Raw genomic sequence first — 13,889 nt, 5'->3', positions numbered from 1 at the left:
CCTGCCGCGCGTCACCACAGCCGCGGCAACAGGATCAATCCCCAGCACAGCAGCACATTAATCAGCAGCACGAACACCGCCGCCGAGCCCATGTCCTTGGCACGCCCCGCCAATACGTGATGTTCCGGGCCGTAGCGTTCGATCACCGCTTCGATGGCCGAGTTCAGCAGTTCGGCCGCCAGCACGATCAACAGTGGTGCAATCAGTGCAATGCGCTCGAGTCCCGACTGCCCGAGCCACAGACCGAGCGGCACCAGCACTGCCGCCAGACAGACCTCCAGGCGGAACGAGGATTCGTGCAGCCACGCCGCGCGCAATCCCTGCCATGACCAGATCGCCGCCTTGAGCATGCGACGCGGGCCGCGCGGGACGTGCCCCAATTGATCGGCCATGCGTCAGTGCGTCCTGCCGCATGGGCGAAGAGGGGAACAAATCAAACGCATGGCATGGTCGCTGCTGGGGAAAGTGCGAATCTTGCACCGTGGCGCCCCGCCCCGCCAGCTACCGGCAGGTTTGCCCTCAGCTTCCAGCCTGGCGCACCATGGCAGCCCGCTTCACTTTGAAGGTTCCTGCATGACCATCCATCGCCTGCGCAGCGTGCTGTGCGCCCTAGTCCTCCTGTCCGGCCATGCGTATGCCGACGCCCTGCACACCGCTCCGGCGGTGCCGGCGCAGGTCTCCAATGCCGCTTGGGAACAAGACATGCAACGCTTCGCCGAGAGCGACGCGCGTCAGCCGCCGCCCAAGCACGGCATCGTGTTCGTCGGCAGTTCATCGATCCGGTTCTGGGAGACATTGGCCCAGGATTTCCCGGGCAAACCGGTGATCAATCGCGGCTTCGGCGGCTCGGAAGTGCGCGACAGCACCTGGTACGCAGACCGCATCGTGATTCCATACGCGCCACGCCAGGTCGTGCTGTACGCCGGCGACAACGACCTCAACAGCGGCCGCACACCCGAACAGGTGCGCGATGATGTGCTGGCATTCGTGGCACGTGTACGCCGCGACCTGCCCGAGGCACGCATCAGCTATCTGTCGATCAAGCCCAGCCCGTCGCGCGCGCAACTGCTGCCGGCCGTGATCAAGGCCAACCGCCTGATCAAGGACGCGCTAGCCCCGCTGCCGCGTGTGGACTTCGTCGACATCTACACCCCGATGCTCGATGCCAGCGGCAAACCGCGCGCAGAACTGTTCCGCGCCGACAGGCTGCATATGACGGCCGATGGCTACGCGATCTGGCGCAAGGTCGTGGCACCGGTATTGGAACAACGCTAGAACGCAACCGAGCCGATCCGGCGCGCCTGTCGCCGGATCGGCCGGCCTGCAGGGGAGGCGTTGGCTGCCGCTCCATGCCAGCGCGTTTTTTCGTGGCGGCAGCCTGCCGGCCCTGTTCCCACACACAACTGACGTAGGGGTCTGCGATTTGGGCACGTGGCGACCGCATTGGCGGTGTGGGCAAGAAATACCGGCAATGCCAAGCACCTGCAACGTCGCTGAAGGCACTGCAAACGCCCAGGCGCCGGCGCACTGTTGGCACCACGTTGAGCGTTCCGGCTGCCGAGCGGTAAATAGGGTGATCGAAGCGGTTAGCCAAGCGCGTGCAGCAGCCGGTCGTCGTCTTCCTGCCATGCCGCGTGACTGTTGAGCGGCAGCAAGGCGTCATCAGCAAGCGCCAGGACCACAAAGTGACGCCTCAGGCGACGACCACCGCCACGGACGTGCCGACGCCGGCTTGGCTCTGCAGTTCGATACGCCAGCCGAAGCGATCGCATAGCCGACGGACGATCGACAGGCCAAGCCCAGTGCCTTGCGGGCGGCTGGGGTCGGCGCGGAAGAATGGTTCGAACGCGCGGGCACGCGCCTCTTCGCTCATGCCAATGCCGGTATCGCGGACCACGATGCGGTCGTGGGTCACCTCCACCTCGATGCTGCCGGTATCGGTGTAAGCGCAGGCGTTACGCAACAGGTTGCTGAGCACCACCCGCATGACCCTGGGTGGGGCGAACATCTGCAGGCTGCGGTCGCCGACCATGCGCAACGACACCGGTTTGTCGCCAAGCAATTCGCGCGCACTTTCCAGCTCTTCGCTGGCAAGCTCGGCCACATCGAAATTTTCGCTCTGCGGGTCGATCTCGGCTTCGCGCGCCAGGATCAGGAAGGCATCGATCACCGCTTCCATATCGTGGCCGGCGCGCTGGATGCGACGCAGGCTGCGCTGCGTGCGCGCCGACAACTCGTCGTCGGCCAAGGCCATGTCGCTGGCCACGCGGATCACCGTGAGCGGAGTGCGCAATTCATGGCTGGCATCGCGGGTGAAATTGCGTTCGCGCGCGACATGCTCGCTGACGCGCAGCCCCAGCGCATGCAGCGCGGCGGCCAGCTGGCGCGTTTCGCCCTGCAATTCGGCAGGCAGCCGCTCCGGAGCCAGTTCGTCCACATCCGGGTTGCGTGGGTCCCAATGCGAGACGCGCCGGGCCAGCCAGCTGATCGGCGAGACCAGCCGCTTGGAAACCCGATAGGTGAACCAGGACACGCCATAGATCGCCACCAACACCACGATTGCCGGCACCACACCGAACCACAAGGTCAGATGCGCCGCCCGCGAGCGCGGAAACACCAGATACAGCCGCCCCTCTGGGCGTTGATCGACATACACCAGCGCATCGGCGGCGGCCACTTCGCTGAAACCCGGAGAAAGGTGGCGCAGTGCGGCCGGTGCAGCCTCGGCGGCGGTGCCGGCGGGCGAAAAATACCCTTGGATATTGCGAGTATTGGGCGGCCGGTTGTCCGGCACGCTCTTTTGCATCTGCCAGAAATGCACGGCCTCGTCGGCGAGCACGGTGCGCACCAGGCTGTATTTGATGACGAACGACACCAGATACCCGGCCAGCACCAGCGCCAGGCTCGCCAGCGCGACCTGCAGCAGGAAGGCGAGACGTATTTTTCTCGGAAGCCCGTGTGGCATTACTGCATCCAGGGAAGAGCGCCGGAGTATAGGCAACGCTTCCGTGAGTCCTTCGTGCAACCAGCCGGCAGCACAGGAGATCGAGCGGCGCGTGAGCGCCTATACAGCAGCCGGCCGCCAGAACGGCGGCCGGCGCGTGACATCACGCCATCGGTTGGGCGATGTCGGCGATGCGATAGCCGGCGCTCTGCACGGTGTGCAGCAGCGGACGGTCGAACGGCTTGTCGATGATCTTGCGCAGGTTGTACAGATGGCTGCGCAGGGTGTCCGAATCGGGCAAGCCGTTGCCCCAGATTTCGCGCTCGATTTCCTGGCGGGTGACCACACGCGGCGATTCGCGCATCAGGATGGTCAAAAGGCGCAGGCCGATCGGCGAGAGCTGCAGCTCGGTGCCGGCACGGGTGGCGCGCATGCTCACCGGGTCCAGCACTAGGTCGGCGACCTTGAGCACTTCCGAGCCCACCTGGCGACGCTCGCGGCGGATCAGGGCACGCAGGCGCGCCTCCAGTTCCTGAATCGCGAACGGCTTGGTCAGGTAGTCATCGGCGCCAAAGCCCAGGCCGGTGAGCTTGTCGTCCAGCGTGTCGCGGGCGGTCAGCATCAACACCGGGGTGGACTTGCGTGCGTCGTTACGCAGGCGGCGACACACTTCGATGCCGTCCAGGCGTGGCAGCATGAGATCCAGCACGACCACGTCGTAGCTGTTCTCCGCGGCAAGACGGTAGCCGTCCAGGCCGTCCTGCGCGTAGTCGACCTCGAAGCCACGGCCTTCCAGGTACTCGCCGATCATTTCGGAGATATTGCGGTTGTCTTCGACGACCAGCACGAGGCCGGACGTTTCCTTGGTCTGACGCATGGACTTTCCTCGGTCTTCAGCTTTGTGAAACATGCCGGATCGACGGTGGAAAGAGCGTGAAGACCGGATAACGTTTCGTGTTCCGCGGCATTTAGCGGCCGAGCAGCGGGCGCAATGCCGGCCATACCGTCTCCAGCACCTTCGGTTGCGCGGCGGCGGTGGGGTGCAGACCGTCCGCCTGCATCAGGCCGGGCTGCAGCGCGACCTTTTCCAGGAAGAACGGCACCAGCGCGGTCTTGTACTGTGTGGAGAGGTCCGCATAGGTGGCCTTGAGCCGCTCGCGGTAGGCTGGGCCGTAATTGGGCGGCACGTCGATCCCGAGCAGCAGCACCTTGGCACCGGCGTGCTGGCTGAGCTGGATCATCTTTTCCAGGTTGCCCTTGAGCTGGGCCGGGGTCAGCCCGCGCAGCGCGTCGTTGCCGCCGAGCTCGATGACCACCACGCCGGGGCGGTGCTTTTCCAGCAGGCCCGGCAGCCGGGTCAGCGCGCCGGAGGTGGTTTCGCCGCTGATGCTGGCATTGACGACTGCCGGGGGCGTCGCCATGTCACGCTTCAGGCGCTGGTCCAGCAAGGTTACCCAGCCGGACTGCACCGGGATGTTGTGCGCAGCGCTCAGGCTGTCGCCCACCACCAGGACCGGCGCAGTGGCGACCGGACTTCTGGCAGAGGCAATCCCCGGCGCAAGCAGGGAGAGTGTCAGCAGCCACAGGGCCAGCACGCCATATCGCAGTGTTCTTTCACGCATTCGGAGATTCCTCATCGACAGTCTGGCCCCCCGCTCCAGCACCCGCACCGCCATCGACGTTCGCGAGGTCGGCAAGTCCGTCAGTGGCCCGGAGGGAACGCTCCACATCCTCGACAACGTGAGCTTGACGGTCAGTGAAGGCGACAGTATCGCCATCGTCGGCGCGTCCGGCTCGGGCAAGACCACCCTGCTCGGCCTGCTGGCCGGGCTGGACCTGCCCAGCCGCGGCAGCATCGCGCTCTCCGGCCAGCAGCTGGGCCAGTTGGACGAAGAAGCGCGCGCTGCGCTGCGCGCCCGCGACGTCGGCTTCGTGTTCCAGAGTTTTCACCTGCTGCCGGCGCTGACTGCTGAAGAAAACATCGCACTGCCGCTGGAACTGGCCGGGCGCGAGGATCCGGCGCGGGTGCGCGAAGTGCTGGAGGCCGTGGGCCTGAGTGCACGTGCGCGGCATTACCCGCGCCAGCTGTCCGGTGGCGAGCAGCAACGCGTGGCGTTGGCGCGCGCCTTCGTGGCCCGCCCGCGCATCCTGTTTGCCGACGAGCCCACCGGCAGCCTCGACCAGGCTACCGGCGCGCAGATCAGCGACCTGTTGTTCGCGCTCAATGCCACCAGCGACACCACCCTGGTGCTGGTCACCCACGACATGAGCCTGGCGCAGCGCTGCAGGCACATCTACCGCATCGACAGCGGCCGCCTGCACGCACAGACCGGTCCGGCGGCATGAACGTCGTGCGCCAAGCCGCGCGCGCCGTGCGCCGCGAATTCCTGGCCGGCGATCTGCTGACGGTGTTCGCCGCGCTGGTGCTGGGCGTGGCGGTGATGACCGCGGTGGGCACCCTGGTCGACCGGGTGACGCTCGCGCTGACCTCCAGCGCGGCCGAAGTGCTCGGCGGCGATCTGGGCGTGACCGGGCGGCAGGAGATCCCAGCCGACTTCGCCGCAGAAGCCCAGCGACGCGGCCTGCAGAGCACGCGCATGGTCAGCTTTCCCAGCGTGCTGTTCCATGGCGATGCCAGCCAGATGGCCAATATCCGCGGCGTTGGCCCCGGCTACCCGCTGCGCGGGCAGTTGCTGGTGTCCAAGGACGGCACCGGGACGGAAGGCAGCGTCGCCAGCGCACCGCCGCCGGGCCAGGCCTATGCCGATCCGCGCCTGCTCGAAGCGCTGGGCCTGCACGTGGGCGAGCAACTGGAATTCGGTGCCGGCCATCTGACCATCACCGGCGTGTTGCGCGCCGAGCCCGATGCCTCCGGGGAGCTGATGCAGCTCTCGCCGCCGCTGCTGGTCAATCGCGCCGATATCGACGGCGCCGGCCTGCTCGGCCCAGGCAGCCGCGCCTCCTATCGGTTGATGTTCGCCGGCGCACCGGATGCCATCGCCGATTTGCGCGCCTGGCTCAAGCCACGCGCCAGCGAGTATCGCCTGGTGGGTATCGAAGACACCCAACGCGGCATGCGTGCAGCGTTTGATCGCGCCGGCCGCTTCCTGGCCTTGTCGGCGTTGCTGGCGGTGCTGTTGTCCGGCGTGGCCACGGCCCTGGCAGCGAACCGGTTTGCGATGCGACGCATCGACACCGTGGCGGTCTTGCGCTGCCTGGGCGCCCGCCAGCGCGACATCCTGGCAATGCTGTCGCTGCAGTTGCTGCTGACGGCGATTCCGGCCTGCCTGGTCGGTATCGGGCTTGGCATGCTTGCGCAGGAAGGCCTGGTGCAGGCGCTGGGCAGCCTGATCCCGAACCGGTTGCCGCTGCCGCAGGCCACCCCGGCCCTGGCCGGTGCAGGCATCGGCCTGGTGCTGTTGCTGGGCTTCGGCCTGCCGCCGCTGCTGCGGCTGCGCAACGTGCCACCGATGCGCGTGCTCAACCGCAGCTTTGCCGCAGTGCCGCCCAGCTCGTTGCTGGTGTATGGCGCCGCCCTGGCCGCCACGCTGGCGCTCACCGTCTATGCCACCGGCAACCTGGTATTGGCCGGCTGGGTGCTGGGCGGCCTGGCCGCGCTGGCACTGGTGGCGATGTTGCTGGGGCTGGGCCTGCTCGCGTTGCTGCGACCGATCCAGCACCGTCTGCGCGGTGCCTGGAAACTTGGCCTGGCCTCGCTGACACGGCGCCGCGGCCTGAGCGTGGTGCAACTGGTCGGGCTGTCGCTGTCGTTGTGCGCGCTGTTGCTGCTGGCGGTGGTCGGCCCGGGCCTGCTCGGCCAATGGCGCGACCGCCTGCCGGCCGATACGCCCAACTACTTCCTGATGAACATCCAGCCCGAACAAACCCAGCCGGTGCTGCAGACGCTGCGCGGTCTGGGGGTGAATGATGCGGCCGTGGAGCCGTTTTCCACGGGGCGCCTGGTGGCCATCAACGACAAACCGCCGGTGCGTGGCGACCGCGACCCGGCCGACGACGGCGACGGCGACAACCGCCCGGTGAATTTTTCCTGGCGCCACGCGTTCCCGCCGGCAAATACGCTGCTGCAGGGCAAGTTCTGGGCGGCCGACAGCACCGCGGCGGAAGCCTCGGTGGAAGAAGGCTGGGCGCAGCGCTACCAGCTCAAACTGGGCGATCGCATCACCCTGCTGCTGGGCGAACAGCAACGCACGTTCACCGTGACCAGCATCCGCAAGGCCGACTGGGATTCGTTCCGGGTCAACTTCTTCCTGCTGCTCAATCAAGGATCGGTCGGCGATGCGCCGTACAACCTGATTTCCGCCTTCCACCTGCCGCCGGGCAATGCGTCCAAGCTGGCGGCGCTGAGTCGCGACTATCCGAACATTTCGTTGCTGGATATCGATGCCATCCTGGGCCGCGTGCGCGAGGTCATCGACCAGGTGGCACAGGCGGTGCAACTGGTGATGGGCTTCAGCCTGCTGGCCGGCATGCTGGTGTTGCTGGCCGCATTGCAGGCCACCGCGGGCGAACGCCGTTACGACAGCGCAGTGTTGCGCACCCTGGGCGCACGCCGTGGCCAGCTACGCGGTGCGGTGCTGGTGGAATTCGGCGCGCTTGGCTTGCTGGCGGCGACGCTGGCGGTGACCGCTGCGGCCGTGATCGGCGCGGTCGTCGGGAAGCAGGCGTTCGAGATGGCGTTGACACCGGATTGGCCGCGCCTGCTGCTCGGCGGCGCATTCGGGCTGGCCTTGAGTCTGTTGGCGGGTTGGTCGGGCACGCGGCGCATCCTGTCCACGCCGCCGGCATTGGCATTGCGGAGCGAATAAGCGCGGGTAAAACGCGTCGCATGCGGGCAACGGCATGCGACGCGCGGCCCGGTGGCTGTGCTGCAGGCCAGCTCACGGACGCTGTGGCGCGCAGCGTGAGGGGCCTTGCTCTTCTGTGAGTGCTGCATATGTCTGCAGCGCATAAGCACCTTGCAAATCGTACGTTCGCAGCGGTGGCACGACTGCCTAGAGTGGTATGTCCGGCCGCCGGCCCAGGCGGCCTTTCGTTGCCGTCGAGGTGCCACGTCATGGCCAGCATCACTTCCGCAGCGCGTGTGCACACGCCGCGCGATGCGTCTTCCCCCGTGCAGAGCTCCAGCGTCAGGATCGTGCCATTCGACGCTCCGCTGGGCGCCGAAGTGATCGGGCTGGACCTTGCGCAACCGCTGGACGCCGCCACCTTCGCGCGTATCCATCGCGCGCACCTGGATTACCACGTGCTGGTGTTTCGCGATCAACGCATCACACCGGCCCAGCAGGTGGAATTCAGCCGTCGCTTCGGGCCGCTGCAGATTCACGTGCTGCGCAACTTTCAACTGCGCGGGCACCCGGAAGTGCTGGTGGTGTCCAACATCAAGGAGAACGGCGAGCCGATCGGCCTGGGCGATGCCGGGCATTACTGGCACTCGGATCTGTCGTACAAGCAAACACCGAGCCTGGGGTCGCTGCTGCATGCGCAGGAGCTGCCCGGCGAAGGCGGCGACACCCTCTTTGCCAACCAGCACCTGGCATGGCAAACGCTGCCCGAATCGCTCAAACGCGCCGTGCAGGACCTGCGTGCCGAACACAGTTATCTGGCCAAGTACGAGGAGTTGCGCGCCCGCAATCCGTGGCGGCCGGCACTGACGCCGGAGCAGATTGCCGAAGTGACACCGGTGCAGCACCCGGTGGTGCGCACGCATCCGGAGACGGGCCGCAAGGCGCTGTTCGTCAGCGAGCATTTCACCACGCGCATCGTCGGCTTGCCCGAGGACGAAAGCCGCGCGCTGTTGCAGAGGTTGTTCGAACACTCCACGCATGCTGGGCTGGTGTATCGGCATCGCTGGCAGCCGCACGACATGGTGTTCTGGGACAACCGTTCGGTGATGCATCTGGCTGCAGGCACGCCGGATCATCTGCGCCGTCGGCTCAACCGCACCACCATCGAAGGCGATGCGCCGTTCTGAGCCTGCCCCTGTTCCCTCCCCTTCCCGACTGGAGCGCCGCATGCGTTTGACCGTCACTTCCCACGCTCCTGCGCCGCGCCGGCGTTTTTCGCGGCGCATCGCGCTGCTGGTGTTGGCCGCGCTGCCGCTGTTGCACAGCGCGCATGCGCAGGCCGAAGGCAAGCTGCGGATCGCCAAGCAATTCGGCATCGTTTACCTGCTGCTGGACGTGGCGCAGGACCAGAAGTTGATCGAACAGCAGGGCAAGGCCGCCGGTGTGGACATCGACGTGCAATTCCTGCAGCTCTCCGGTGGGGCGGCAGTCAACGATGCGTTGTTGACCGGTTCGATCGATATCGCCGGTGCCGGTGTCGGGCCGTTGTTCACCATCTGGGACCGTACGCGCGGCCGCCAGAATGTCCGCGGCGTCGCATCGCTGGGCAATTTCCCGTACTACCTGATCAGCAACACTCCGCGCATCAAGTCCATCGGCGATTTCACGCCAAAGGACCGCATTGCGGTGCCGGCAACAGGTGTCTCCGTGCAATCACGTTTCTTGCAACACGCCTCGCAACAACGTTGGGGCGACAAGGGCACCCATCAGCTCGACGCGCTACAAGTCGCCTTGCCGCATCCGGATGCCGCCGCGGCGATCATCCGTGGGCGTACCGAAATCACCGCGCATTTTGCCAGCCCGCCGTTTCAGGAGCAGGAACTGGCGCGCAACCCGGCCGCGCATATCGTCACCAGTTCCTACGAGATCGAAGGCGGCCCGTCGTCGGCAACGGTGTTGTACGCCACCGAAAAATTCCGCAAGGACAATCCCAAGACCTACCGCGCGTTTGTCGCCGCACTGGACCAGGCGGCGAAGTTCGTTACGGCCCATCCGGAGCAGGCGGCCGATATCTTCCTGCGCCGTAATGGCTCGGGCATCGACCGCGCGCTGGTGCTGCAGATCCTCAAGGACCCGAAAGTGCAGTTCACCGTGGCACCGCAGAACACGCTGGGGCTGGGCAAGTTCATGCAGCACAGCGGGGCGATCAAGCAGGCGCCGGGCAAGGTGGGCGATTACTTTTTCGACGACCCGCTGATTGCGGGCGGGAGCTGAGCGATGAGCACGCCCCTGCTGCAGGTCGATCATGTCAGCCTGGAATATGCCTCGGCCCAGCGCGTGGTGCGCGCGACCCATCGCGTGCGCTTCGATGTGCACGAAGCCGACCGCTTCGTGCTGCTGGGGCCCTCAGGCTGCGGTAAATCCACTTTGCTCAAGGCGGTGGCCGGTTTCGTTGCGCCGCGCGAAGGACAGATCCGCCTGCAGGGTCATGCGGTCACCGGTCCCGGGCCGGACCGGGTGGTGGTGTTCCAGGAATTCGACCAGTTGGCACCATGGAAAACCGTGCGCGAGAACGTGGTGTTCGGGCTGCGTGCGGCGCGCAAACTCGGCCGTGCCGAGGCGCGCGAGCGGGCAGACGACAGTCTGGCCCAGGTCGGGCTGAGCGGATTTGCAGATGCTTACCCGCACACCTTGTCCGGCGGCATGAAGCAGCGTGTAGCCATCGCACGCGCCCTGGCGATGCGCCCGCGTGTCCTGCTGATGGATGAACCGTTCGCGGCACTGGATGCGCTGACGCGTTCGCGCATGCAGGAGCAAGTGCTGGAATTGTGGGAACAATTGCGCTTCACGCTGTTGTTCGTCACCCATTCCATCGAAGAAGCATTGGTGGTCGGCAATCGCGTGCTGCTGTTGTCGCCGCACCCGGGCCAGGTGCGCGCCGAACTCAACGCGCATGCCTTCGGCCCGCACAGTGCCGGCAGCGTGGCCTTCCAGCAGACCGCGCAACGCATTCACCGGCTGCTGTTCGATCTGCCCGATGACACGCTGGACGACGACAAGGTGGCACCGCTGCGTCGCCCGTCCCTGCGCCAACGCCAGGCGCTGACATGAGCCGCAGCACCGCAAGCGCAGTGCCGCCGATTCCACCGGTGCGGCCCGAGTACGAAGTGGCACTGACCCCGCTGGACCCTGCCCTGGGCGCCGCGACCACGCCCACGCGTTGGCACGCACCGCCCTGGCTGCGCAAGGCATTGGTGCTGGTGGTCTTGGTCGCGGCATGGGAGATCGCCGCGCGGCTGGTCGGCGACGATCTGATGCTGCCCGGCGCAGTGCAGACCGCGCGCGCGTTCTACGACGGGCTGCTGTCGGGCGAACTGCTGCGCCGGGTCGGTGCGTCGTTGCGTGTGCTGGCGCAAGGTTATGCGCTGGGCGTGCTGCTGGCGTTCGTACTGACCGCGCTGGCCGCTTCCACGCGCTGGGGCCGCGATGTGCTCGGCACGCTGACCGCCATGTTCAACCCGCTGCCGGCCATTGCGCTGTTGCCGCTGGCCTTGCTGTGGTTCGGGCTGGGCACCGGCAGCCTAGTGTTTGTGCTGGTGCACTCGGTGCTGTGGCCGCTGGCGCTGACCACCTACGCCGGCTTCCAGGCGGTACCGGACACGCTGCGCATGGCCGGGCGCAACTACGGCCTGCGCGGCCCGCGCTATGTGGTGCAACTGCTGGTTCCGGCGGCGCTGCCGGCGATCCTGTCCGGGCTGAAGATCGGCTGGGCATTCGCCTGGCGCACCCTGATCGCCGCCGAACTGGTGTTCGGCGCCACCTCCGGCCAGGGCGGCCTGGGCTGGTACATCTTCCAGAACCGCAATGAGCTTTACACCGACAAGGTCTTCGCGGGGCTGGCGATGGTGATCGTGCTGGGGCTGCTGGTGGAGGGCGTGGTGTTCCAGGCGATCGAGCGGCTCACGGTGCGTCGCTGGGGCATGCAGCGCTAGCGCGGCCCCGGCGGCACGGTCGCGTGCGCTTAACGAAGTTGGCTTATGCTTCGGCCCCCCTTCTCTGCCGCTCGCCGCCATGCCCACTGCCCCCTTCACCGCCTACCTGTACCCGGTTCTGCTGCTGATCGCCAGCAACGTGTTCATGACCTTCGCCTGGTACGGGCACCTGAAGTACAAGACCACGCCGCTGATGATCGCCATCCTGGTCAGCTGGGGCATCGCGTTCTTCGAATACTGCCTGCAGGTGCCTGGCAACCGTCTGGGCAGCGCGGTGTATTCGGCGCCGCAGCTCAAGGGCATGCAGGAAGTGATCACGCTGCTGGTCTTTGCCGGTTTCTCCACCTTCTACCTGGGGCAGTCGCTGAAGTGGAACCATTGGGCCGCGTTCGGCCTGATCCTGGTGGCCGCGTTCCTGATGTTCAAGGAATAGAGGCAAAGCGCCCTCTCGCTCGTAGGCGCGCACCCGGGGTCGGCCTCGCAAGAGCCCCCTGCGGTGCGTGGGCCTTACCGGGAATGCCATATCGCGCCCGGATGCGCTCCTACGGCGTCAGGGTGCCTAGTTCGCCGGTTCGACCCACCGTGCGAACACCGCATCGATTTGCGCGTCCTTGACCGGCTTGCCCTTCTGCGCTGACTCGGCCTGCTCGAACATCGGTACGATCATCGCCATGCCGTCCGGCTTGGTTTTCAGATGCAGACCCGGTGGCGTTTGCAGGAATGCGGCCCAGCGCGCGCGCACCTTGGCCCAATACCCCTGTGTGCCTTTCCAGTACGCATAGGCCGGGGCGAAGTCCACCTCGGTGGTCTTGCGGTAATCGTTGAAGCCGAACTCGCGTGCAATCGCTTCCTGGGTGCCGTCGGGCTTGCGCAGCACCTTGGTGTTGAATTGTTCGTGGGTCCAGCCGTTCGGCGTCAGCGTGTGCCGGTTGATCACCGATAGCGCGTTGTAGTCGCTGCGCCTGGTGTACTCGCGCCGCGGCAACGGGCGCCAGCTGGGATCGCTGGTCCAGGTGGGGTGGCCATCGGCGTAGTCCCAGCGGCCGGTGCCGCAATAACGCGGCGCGTCGCTGACTTCGTACACACATTGCGTCCAGGTGCCGCTGGTGATGGCCGGCGCCAGCGCATGCACCGTCCAGGTCTGCTCGGCGGTGAATTCAAACCGTTGCGGTGCTTCGAAGGTCCAGTCCTGCCGCCAATGCTTGGTCACGTGCCCGGTCTTTTCGTCGACCAGCACGTGCTGCAGCACCAGCCTGCGCGGCGAATCCTCCACCACGATGACCACTTCGCTGGCGCCGCTGCGCATCGCCGAAGCGCGTTCGTAGCCGGGCTTGAGCAGCACGGTTTCGTCGAACGCGAAATCCACCGCGTACTCGCCCTGCATCGCCAGGATGCTCTGCCGATCGCGCTGAGCATCGGCGGCGGCAATCAACGGCAACAGGCTCAGTGTGGCGGCGACACAGCGGGAGAACAATCGGCTCATCGGCACTCTCGGTAGTCATTGGGGAACATCAGGGACGCGCGCGCAGCAGCGACATCGTCATGACACGGGGTCGGCACCGCGGGCATTCACCGCGGCAGTACGCAGCGCTGCAGCGCGCGCGCAGCAACAATCGTCCACGACCACGCGGCCGTCGATGCCCTCGTCGCGCGCCAACCGTGCAGCAACCTCAGCGCCCAGCGCAGAGACGGTGGCCAGGCTGGCGGTGATGGGGTGATCGTGGCTGGCCGCAGGCTGCAAGCGCAGTGCGCTCAAGCGCCATGCATCGCCGCGCATGCGTCCGGCCAGGCGGCGCCATAGCCGTTCGCCGACGCCCAGTTCATGCGTGTCCATCGGCAGTGGCGGCAGCCGAGAGACCAGGCGGTCCCAGCTCAGGAAATCGCTGTCGGGCAACAGGCAGAGCCGCCAGCAGCACTGTCCTGCCGCATCGAAGAACCAGATGCCCTCGTGCACGCCGTCGCTGTCCACCCGACGGGACGCGGCTGCAGCGACCGCGTGCTGCCAACCATCCAGTTCGTTGCCCAACGCGGGCCGATACAGGCAAAGCACCGTCCCTAGCGCCGCCAACTGCTGTGGTCGCGGCAGTGCCGCGCGGGTAGCGCGTGCATGCAGGGGCAACGGGATGGCGCGGAGGTTGGGCATGGCCG

General features: G+C 66.6%; 14 protein-coding genes. 8 read left to right on the top strand and 6 right to left on the bottom strand.

Features of this window, described 5'->3' with window-relative positions; genetic code table 11:
• Nucleotides 1-11 precede the first annotated feature (11 nt).
• Nucleotides 12-392 carry a diacylglycerol kinase gene (locus ACCQ16_RS04225; RefSeq protein WP_005910722.1) on the bottom strand — a complete coding sequence of 127 codons (381 nt, stop codon included), beginning with the start codon at nucleotides 390-392 and terminating at the stop codon, nucleotides 12-14.
• A 181-nt stretch (nucleotides 393-573) separates the two neighbouring features.
• Between ACCQ16_RS04225 and ACCQ16_RS04220 the strand changes: the two genes are divergently transcribed.
• Nucleotides 574-1,275, top strand: a complete 702-nt coding sequence (locus ACCQ16_RS04220; RefSeq protein ID WP_014089428.1) for an SGNH/GDSL hydrolase family protein — start codon at nucleotides 574-576, stop codon at nucleotides 1,273-1,275.
• A gap of 418 nt (nucleotides 1,276-1,693) precedes the next feature.
• Here ACCQ16_RS04220 and ACCQ16_RS04215 read toward each other — a convergent pair whose 3' ends face one another.
• The 3 genes from ACCQ16_RS04215 to ACCQ16_RS04205 all read right to left on the bottom strand — a co-directional run bounded on the left by ACCQ16_RS04215 (nucleotide 1,694) and on the right by ACCQ16_RS04205 (nucleotide 4,581).
• Nucleotides 1,694-2,965 carry a sensor histidine kinase gene (locus ACCQ16_RS04215; RefSeq protein ID WP_184420361.1) on the bottom strand — a complete coding sequence of 424 codons (1,272 nt, stop codon included), beginning with the start codon at nucleotides 2,963-2,965 and terminating at the stop codon, nucleotides 1,694-1,696.
• Between the two features lie 142 nt (nucleotides 2,966-3,107).
• Nucleotides 3,108-3,821: a response regulator transcription factor gene (locus ACCQ16_RS04210; protein ID WP_002811889.1), complete on the bottom strand. Its 714-nt coding sequence runs from the start codon at nucleotides 3,819-3,821 to the stop codon at nucleotides 3,108-3,110.
• Nucleotides 3,822-3,912: 91 nt separating this feature from the next.
• Nucleotides 3,913-4,581 (bottom strand): arylesterase, encoded by a 669-nt coding sequence (locus tag ACCQ16_RS04205; protein WP_011346468.1) that lies wholly within the window; start codon nucleotides 4,579-4,581, stop codon nucleotides 3,913-3,915.
• Nucleotides 4,582-4,690: 109 nt separating this feature from the next.
• Here ACCQ16_RS04205 and ACCQ16_RS04200 point away from each other — a divergent pair, with 109 nt between their 5' ends.
• The 7 genes from ACCQ16_RS04200 (at nucleotide 4,691) to ACCQ16_RS04170 (ending at nucleotide 12,174) form a co-directional block, all read left to right on the top strand.
• The gene (locus tag ACCQ16_RS04200) at nucleotides 4,691-5,290 is read left to right on the top strand and encodes an ABC transporter ATP-binding protein (protein ID WP_277573187.1); all 600 of its coding nucleotides are present in this window, start codon (nucleotides 4,691-4,693) and stop codon (nucleotides 5,288-5,290) included.
• Complete coding sequence (locus ACCQ16_RS04195; RefSeq protein WP_109291178.1) at nucleotides 5,287-7,770, top strand: ABC transporter permease; 2,484 nt, start codon at nucleotides 5,287-5,289, stop codon at nucleotides 7,768-7,770. Before ACCQ16_RS04200 ends, ACCQ16_RS04195 begins: the two co-directional genes overlap by 4 nt.
• A 248-nt stretch (nucleotides 7,771-8,018) precedes the next feature.
• Complete coding sequence (locus ACCQ16_RS04190; protein WP_011346465.1) at nucleotides 8,019-8,936, top strand: TauD/TfdA dioxygenase family protein; 918 nt, start codon at nucleotides 8,019-8,021, stop codon at nucleotides 8,934-8,936.
• Nucleotides 8,937-8,976: 40 nt separating this feature from the next.
• Nucleotides 8,977-10,023 carry an ABC transporter substrate-binding protein gene (locus ACCQ16_RS04185; RefSeq protein ID WP_008573582.1) on the top strand — a complete coding sequence of 349 codons (1,047 nt, stop codon included), beginning with the start codon at nucleotides 8,977-8,979 and terminating at the stop codon, nucleotides 10,021-10,023.
• Nucleotides 10,024-10,026: 3 nt separating this feature from the next.
• Nucleotides 10,027-10,860: an ABC transporter ATP-binding protein gene (locus tag ACCQ16_RS04180; RefSeq protein WP_008573580.1), complete on the top strand. Its 834-nt coding sequence runs from the start codon at nucleotides 10,027-10,029 to the stop codon at nucleotides 10,858-10,860.
• On the top strand, nucleotides 10,857-11,741 hold the full coding sequence (locus ACCQ16_RS04175; protein ID WP_008573578.1) for an ABC transporter permease: 885 nt from the start codon (nucleotides 10,857-10,859) through the stop codon (nucleotides 11,739-11,741). Before ACCQ16_RS04180 ends, ACCQ16_RS04175 begins: the two co-directional genes overlap by 4 nt.
• 79 nt (nucleotides 11,742-11,820) lie before the next feature.
• Nucleotides 11,821-12,174 carry a DMT family protein gene (locus tag ACCQ16_RS04170; RefSeq protein WP_005910790.1) on the top strand — a complete coding sequence of 118 codons (354 nt, stop codon included), beginning with the start codon at nucleotides 11,821-11,823 and terminating at the stop codon, nucleotides 12,172-12,174.
• A 126-nt stretch (nucleotides 12,175-12,300) separates the two neighbouring features.
• Here ACCQ16_RS04170 and ACCQ16_RS04165 read toward each other — a convergent pair whose 3' ends face one another.
• A complete protein-coding gene (locus ACCQ16_RS04165; RefSeq protein WP_029818711.1) occupies nucleotides 12,301-13,224 on the bottom strand; it encodes a DUF6607 family protein in 924 nt (307 codons plus the stop codon).
• A gap of 57 nt (nucleotides 13,225-13,281) precedes the next feature.
• A complete protein-coding gene (locus ACCQ16_RS04160; protein WP_031421163.1) occupies nucleotides 13,282-13,884 on the bottom strand; it encodes a hypothetical protein in 603 nt (200 codons plus the stop codon).
• Nucleotides 13,885-13,889: the final 5 nt, after the last annotated feature.

Origin of the sequence: Xanthomonas sp. NCPPB 1062 (assembly GCF_041481705.2) — a bacterium.
Lineage (GTDB): Bacteria > Pseudomonadota > Gammaproteobacteria > Xanthomonadales > Xanthomonadaceae > Xanthomonas > Xanthomonas euvesicatoria.
This window is presented reverse-complemented; position numbering and strand designations above follow the sequence as displayed.

Bases quoted from the DNA above. Each gene is read 5' to 3' on its own strand.
- ACCQ16_RS04165 (WP_029818711.1), bottom strand. From the start codon at position 13,224: ATGAGCCGATTGTTCTCCCGCTGTGTCGCCGCCACACTGAGCCTGTTG.
- ACCQ16_RS04205 (WP_011346468.1), bottom strand. From the start codon at position 4,581: ATGAGGAATCTCCGAATGCGTGAAAGAACACTGCGATATGGCGTGCTG.
- ACCQ16_RS04180 (WP_008573580.1), top strand. From the start codon at position 10,027: ATGAGCACGCCCCTGCTGCAGGTCGATCATGTCAGCCTGGAATATGCC.
- ACCQ16_RS04170 (WP_005910790.1), top strand. From the start codon at position 11,821: ATGCCCACTGCCCCCTTCACCGCCTACCTGTACCCGGTTCTGCTGCTG.
- ACCQ16_RS04160 (WP_031421163.1), bottom strand. From the start codon at position 13,884: ATGCCCAACCTCCGCGCCATCCCGTTGCCCCTGCATGCACGCGCTACC.
- ACCQ16_RS04225 (WP_005910722.1), bottom strand. From the start codon at position 392: ATGGCCGATCAATTGGGGCACGTCCCGCGCGGCCCGCGTCGCATGCTC.
- ACCQ16_RS04185 (WP_008573582.1), top strand. From the start codon at position 8,977: ATGCGTTTGACCGTCACTTCCCACGCTCCTGCGCCGCGCCGGCGTTTT.
- ACCQ16_RS04220 (WP_014089428.1), top strand. From the start codon at position 574: ATGACCATCCATCGCCTGCGCAGCGTGCTGTGCGCCCTAGTCCTCCTG.
- ACCQ16_RS04190 (WP_011346465.1), top strand. From the start codon at position 8,019: ATGGCCAGCATCACTTCCGCAGCGCGTGTGCACACGCCGCGCGATGCG.
- ACCQ16_RS04175 (WP_008573578.1), top strand. From the start codon at position 10,857: ATGAGCCGCAGCACCGCAAGCGCAGTGCCGCCGATTCCACCGGTGCGG.
- ACCQ16_RS04210 (WP_002811889.1), bottom strand. From the start codon at position 3,821: ATGCGTCAGACCAAGGAAACGTCCGGCCTCGTGCTGGTCGTCGAAGAC.
- ACCQ16_RS04215 (WP_184420361.1), bottom strand. From the start codon at position 2,965: ATGCCACACGGGCTTCCGAGAAAAATACGTCTCGCCTTCCTGCTGCAG.
- ACCQ16_RS04195 (WP_109291178.1), top strand. From the start codon at position 5,287: ATGAACGTCGTGCGCCAAGCCGCGCGCGCCGTGCGCCGCGAATTCCTG.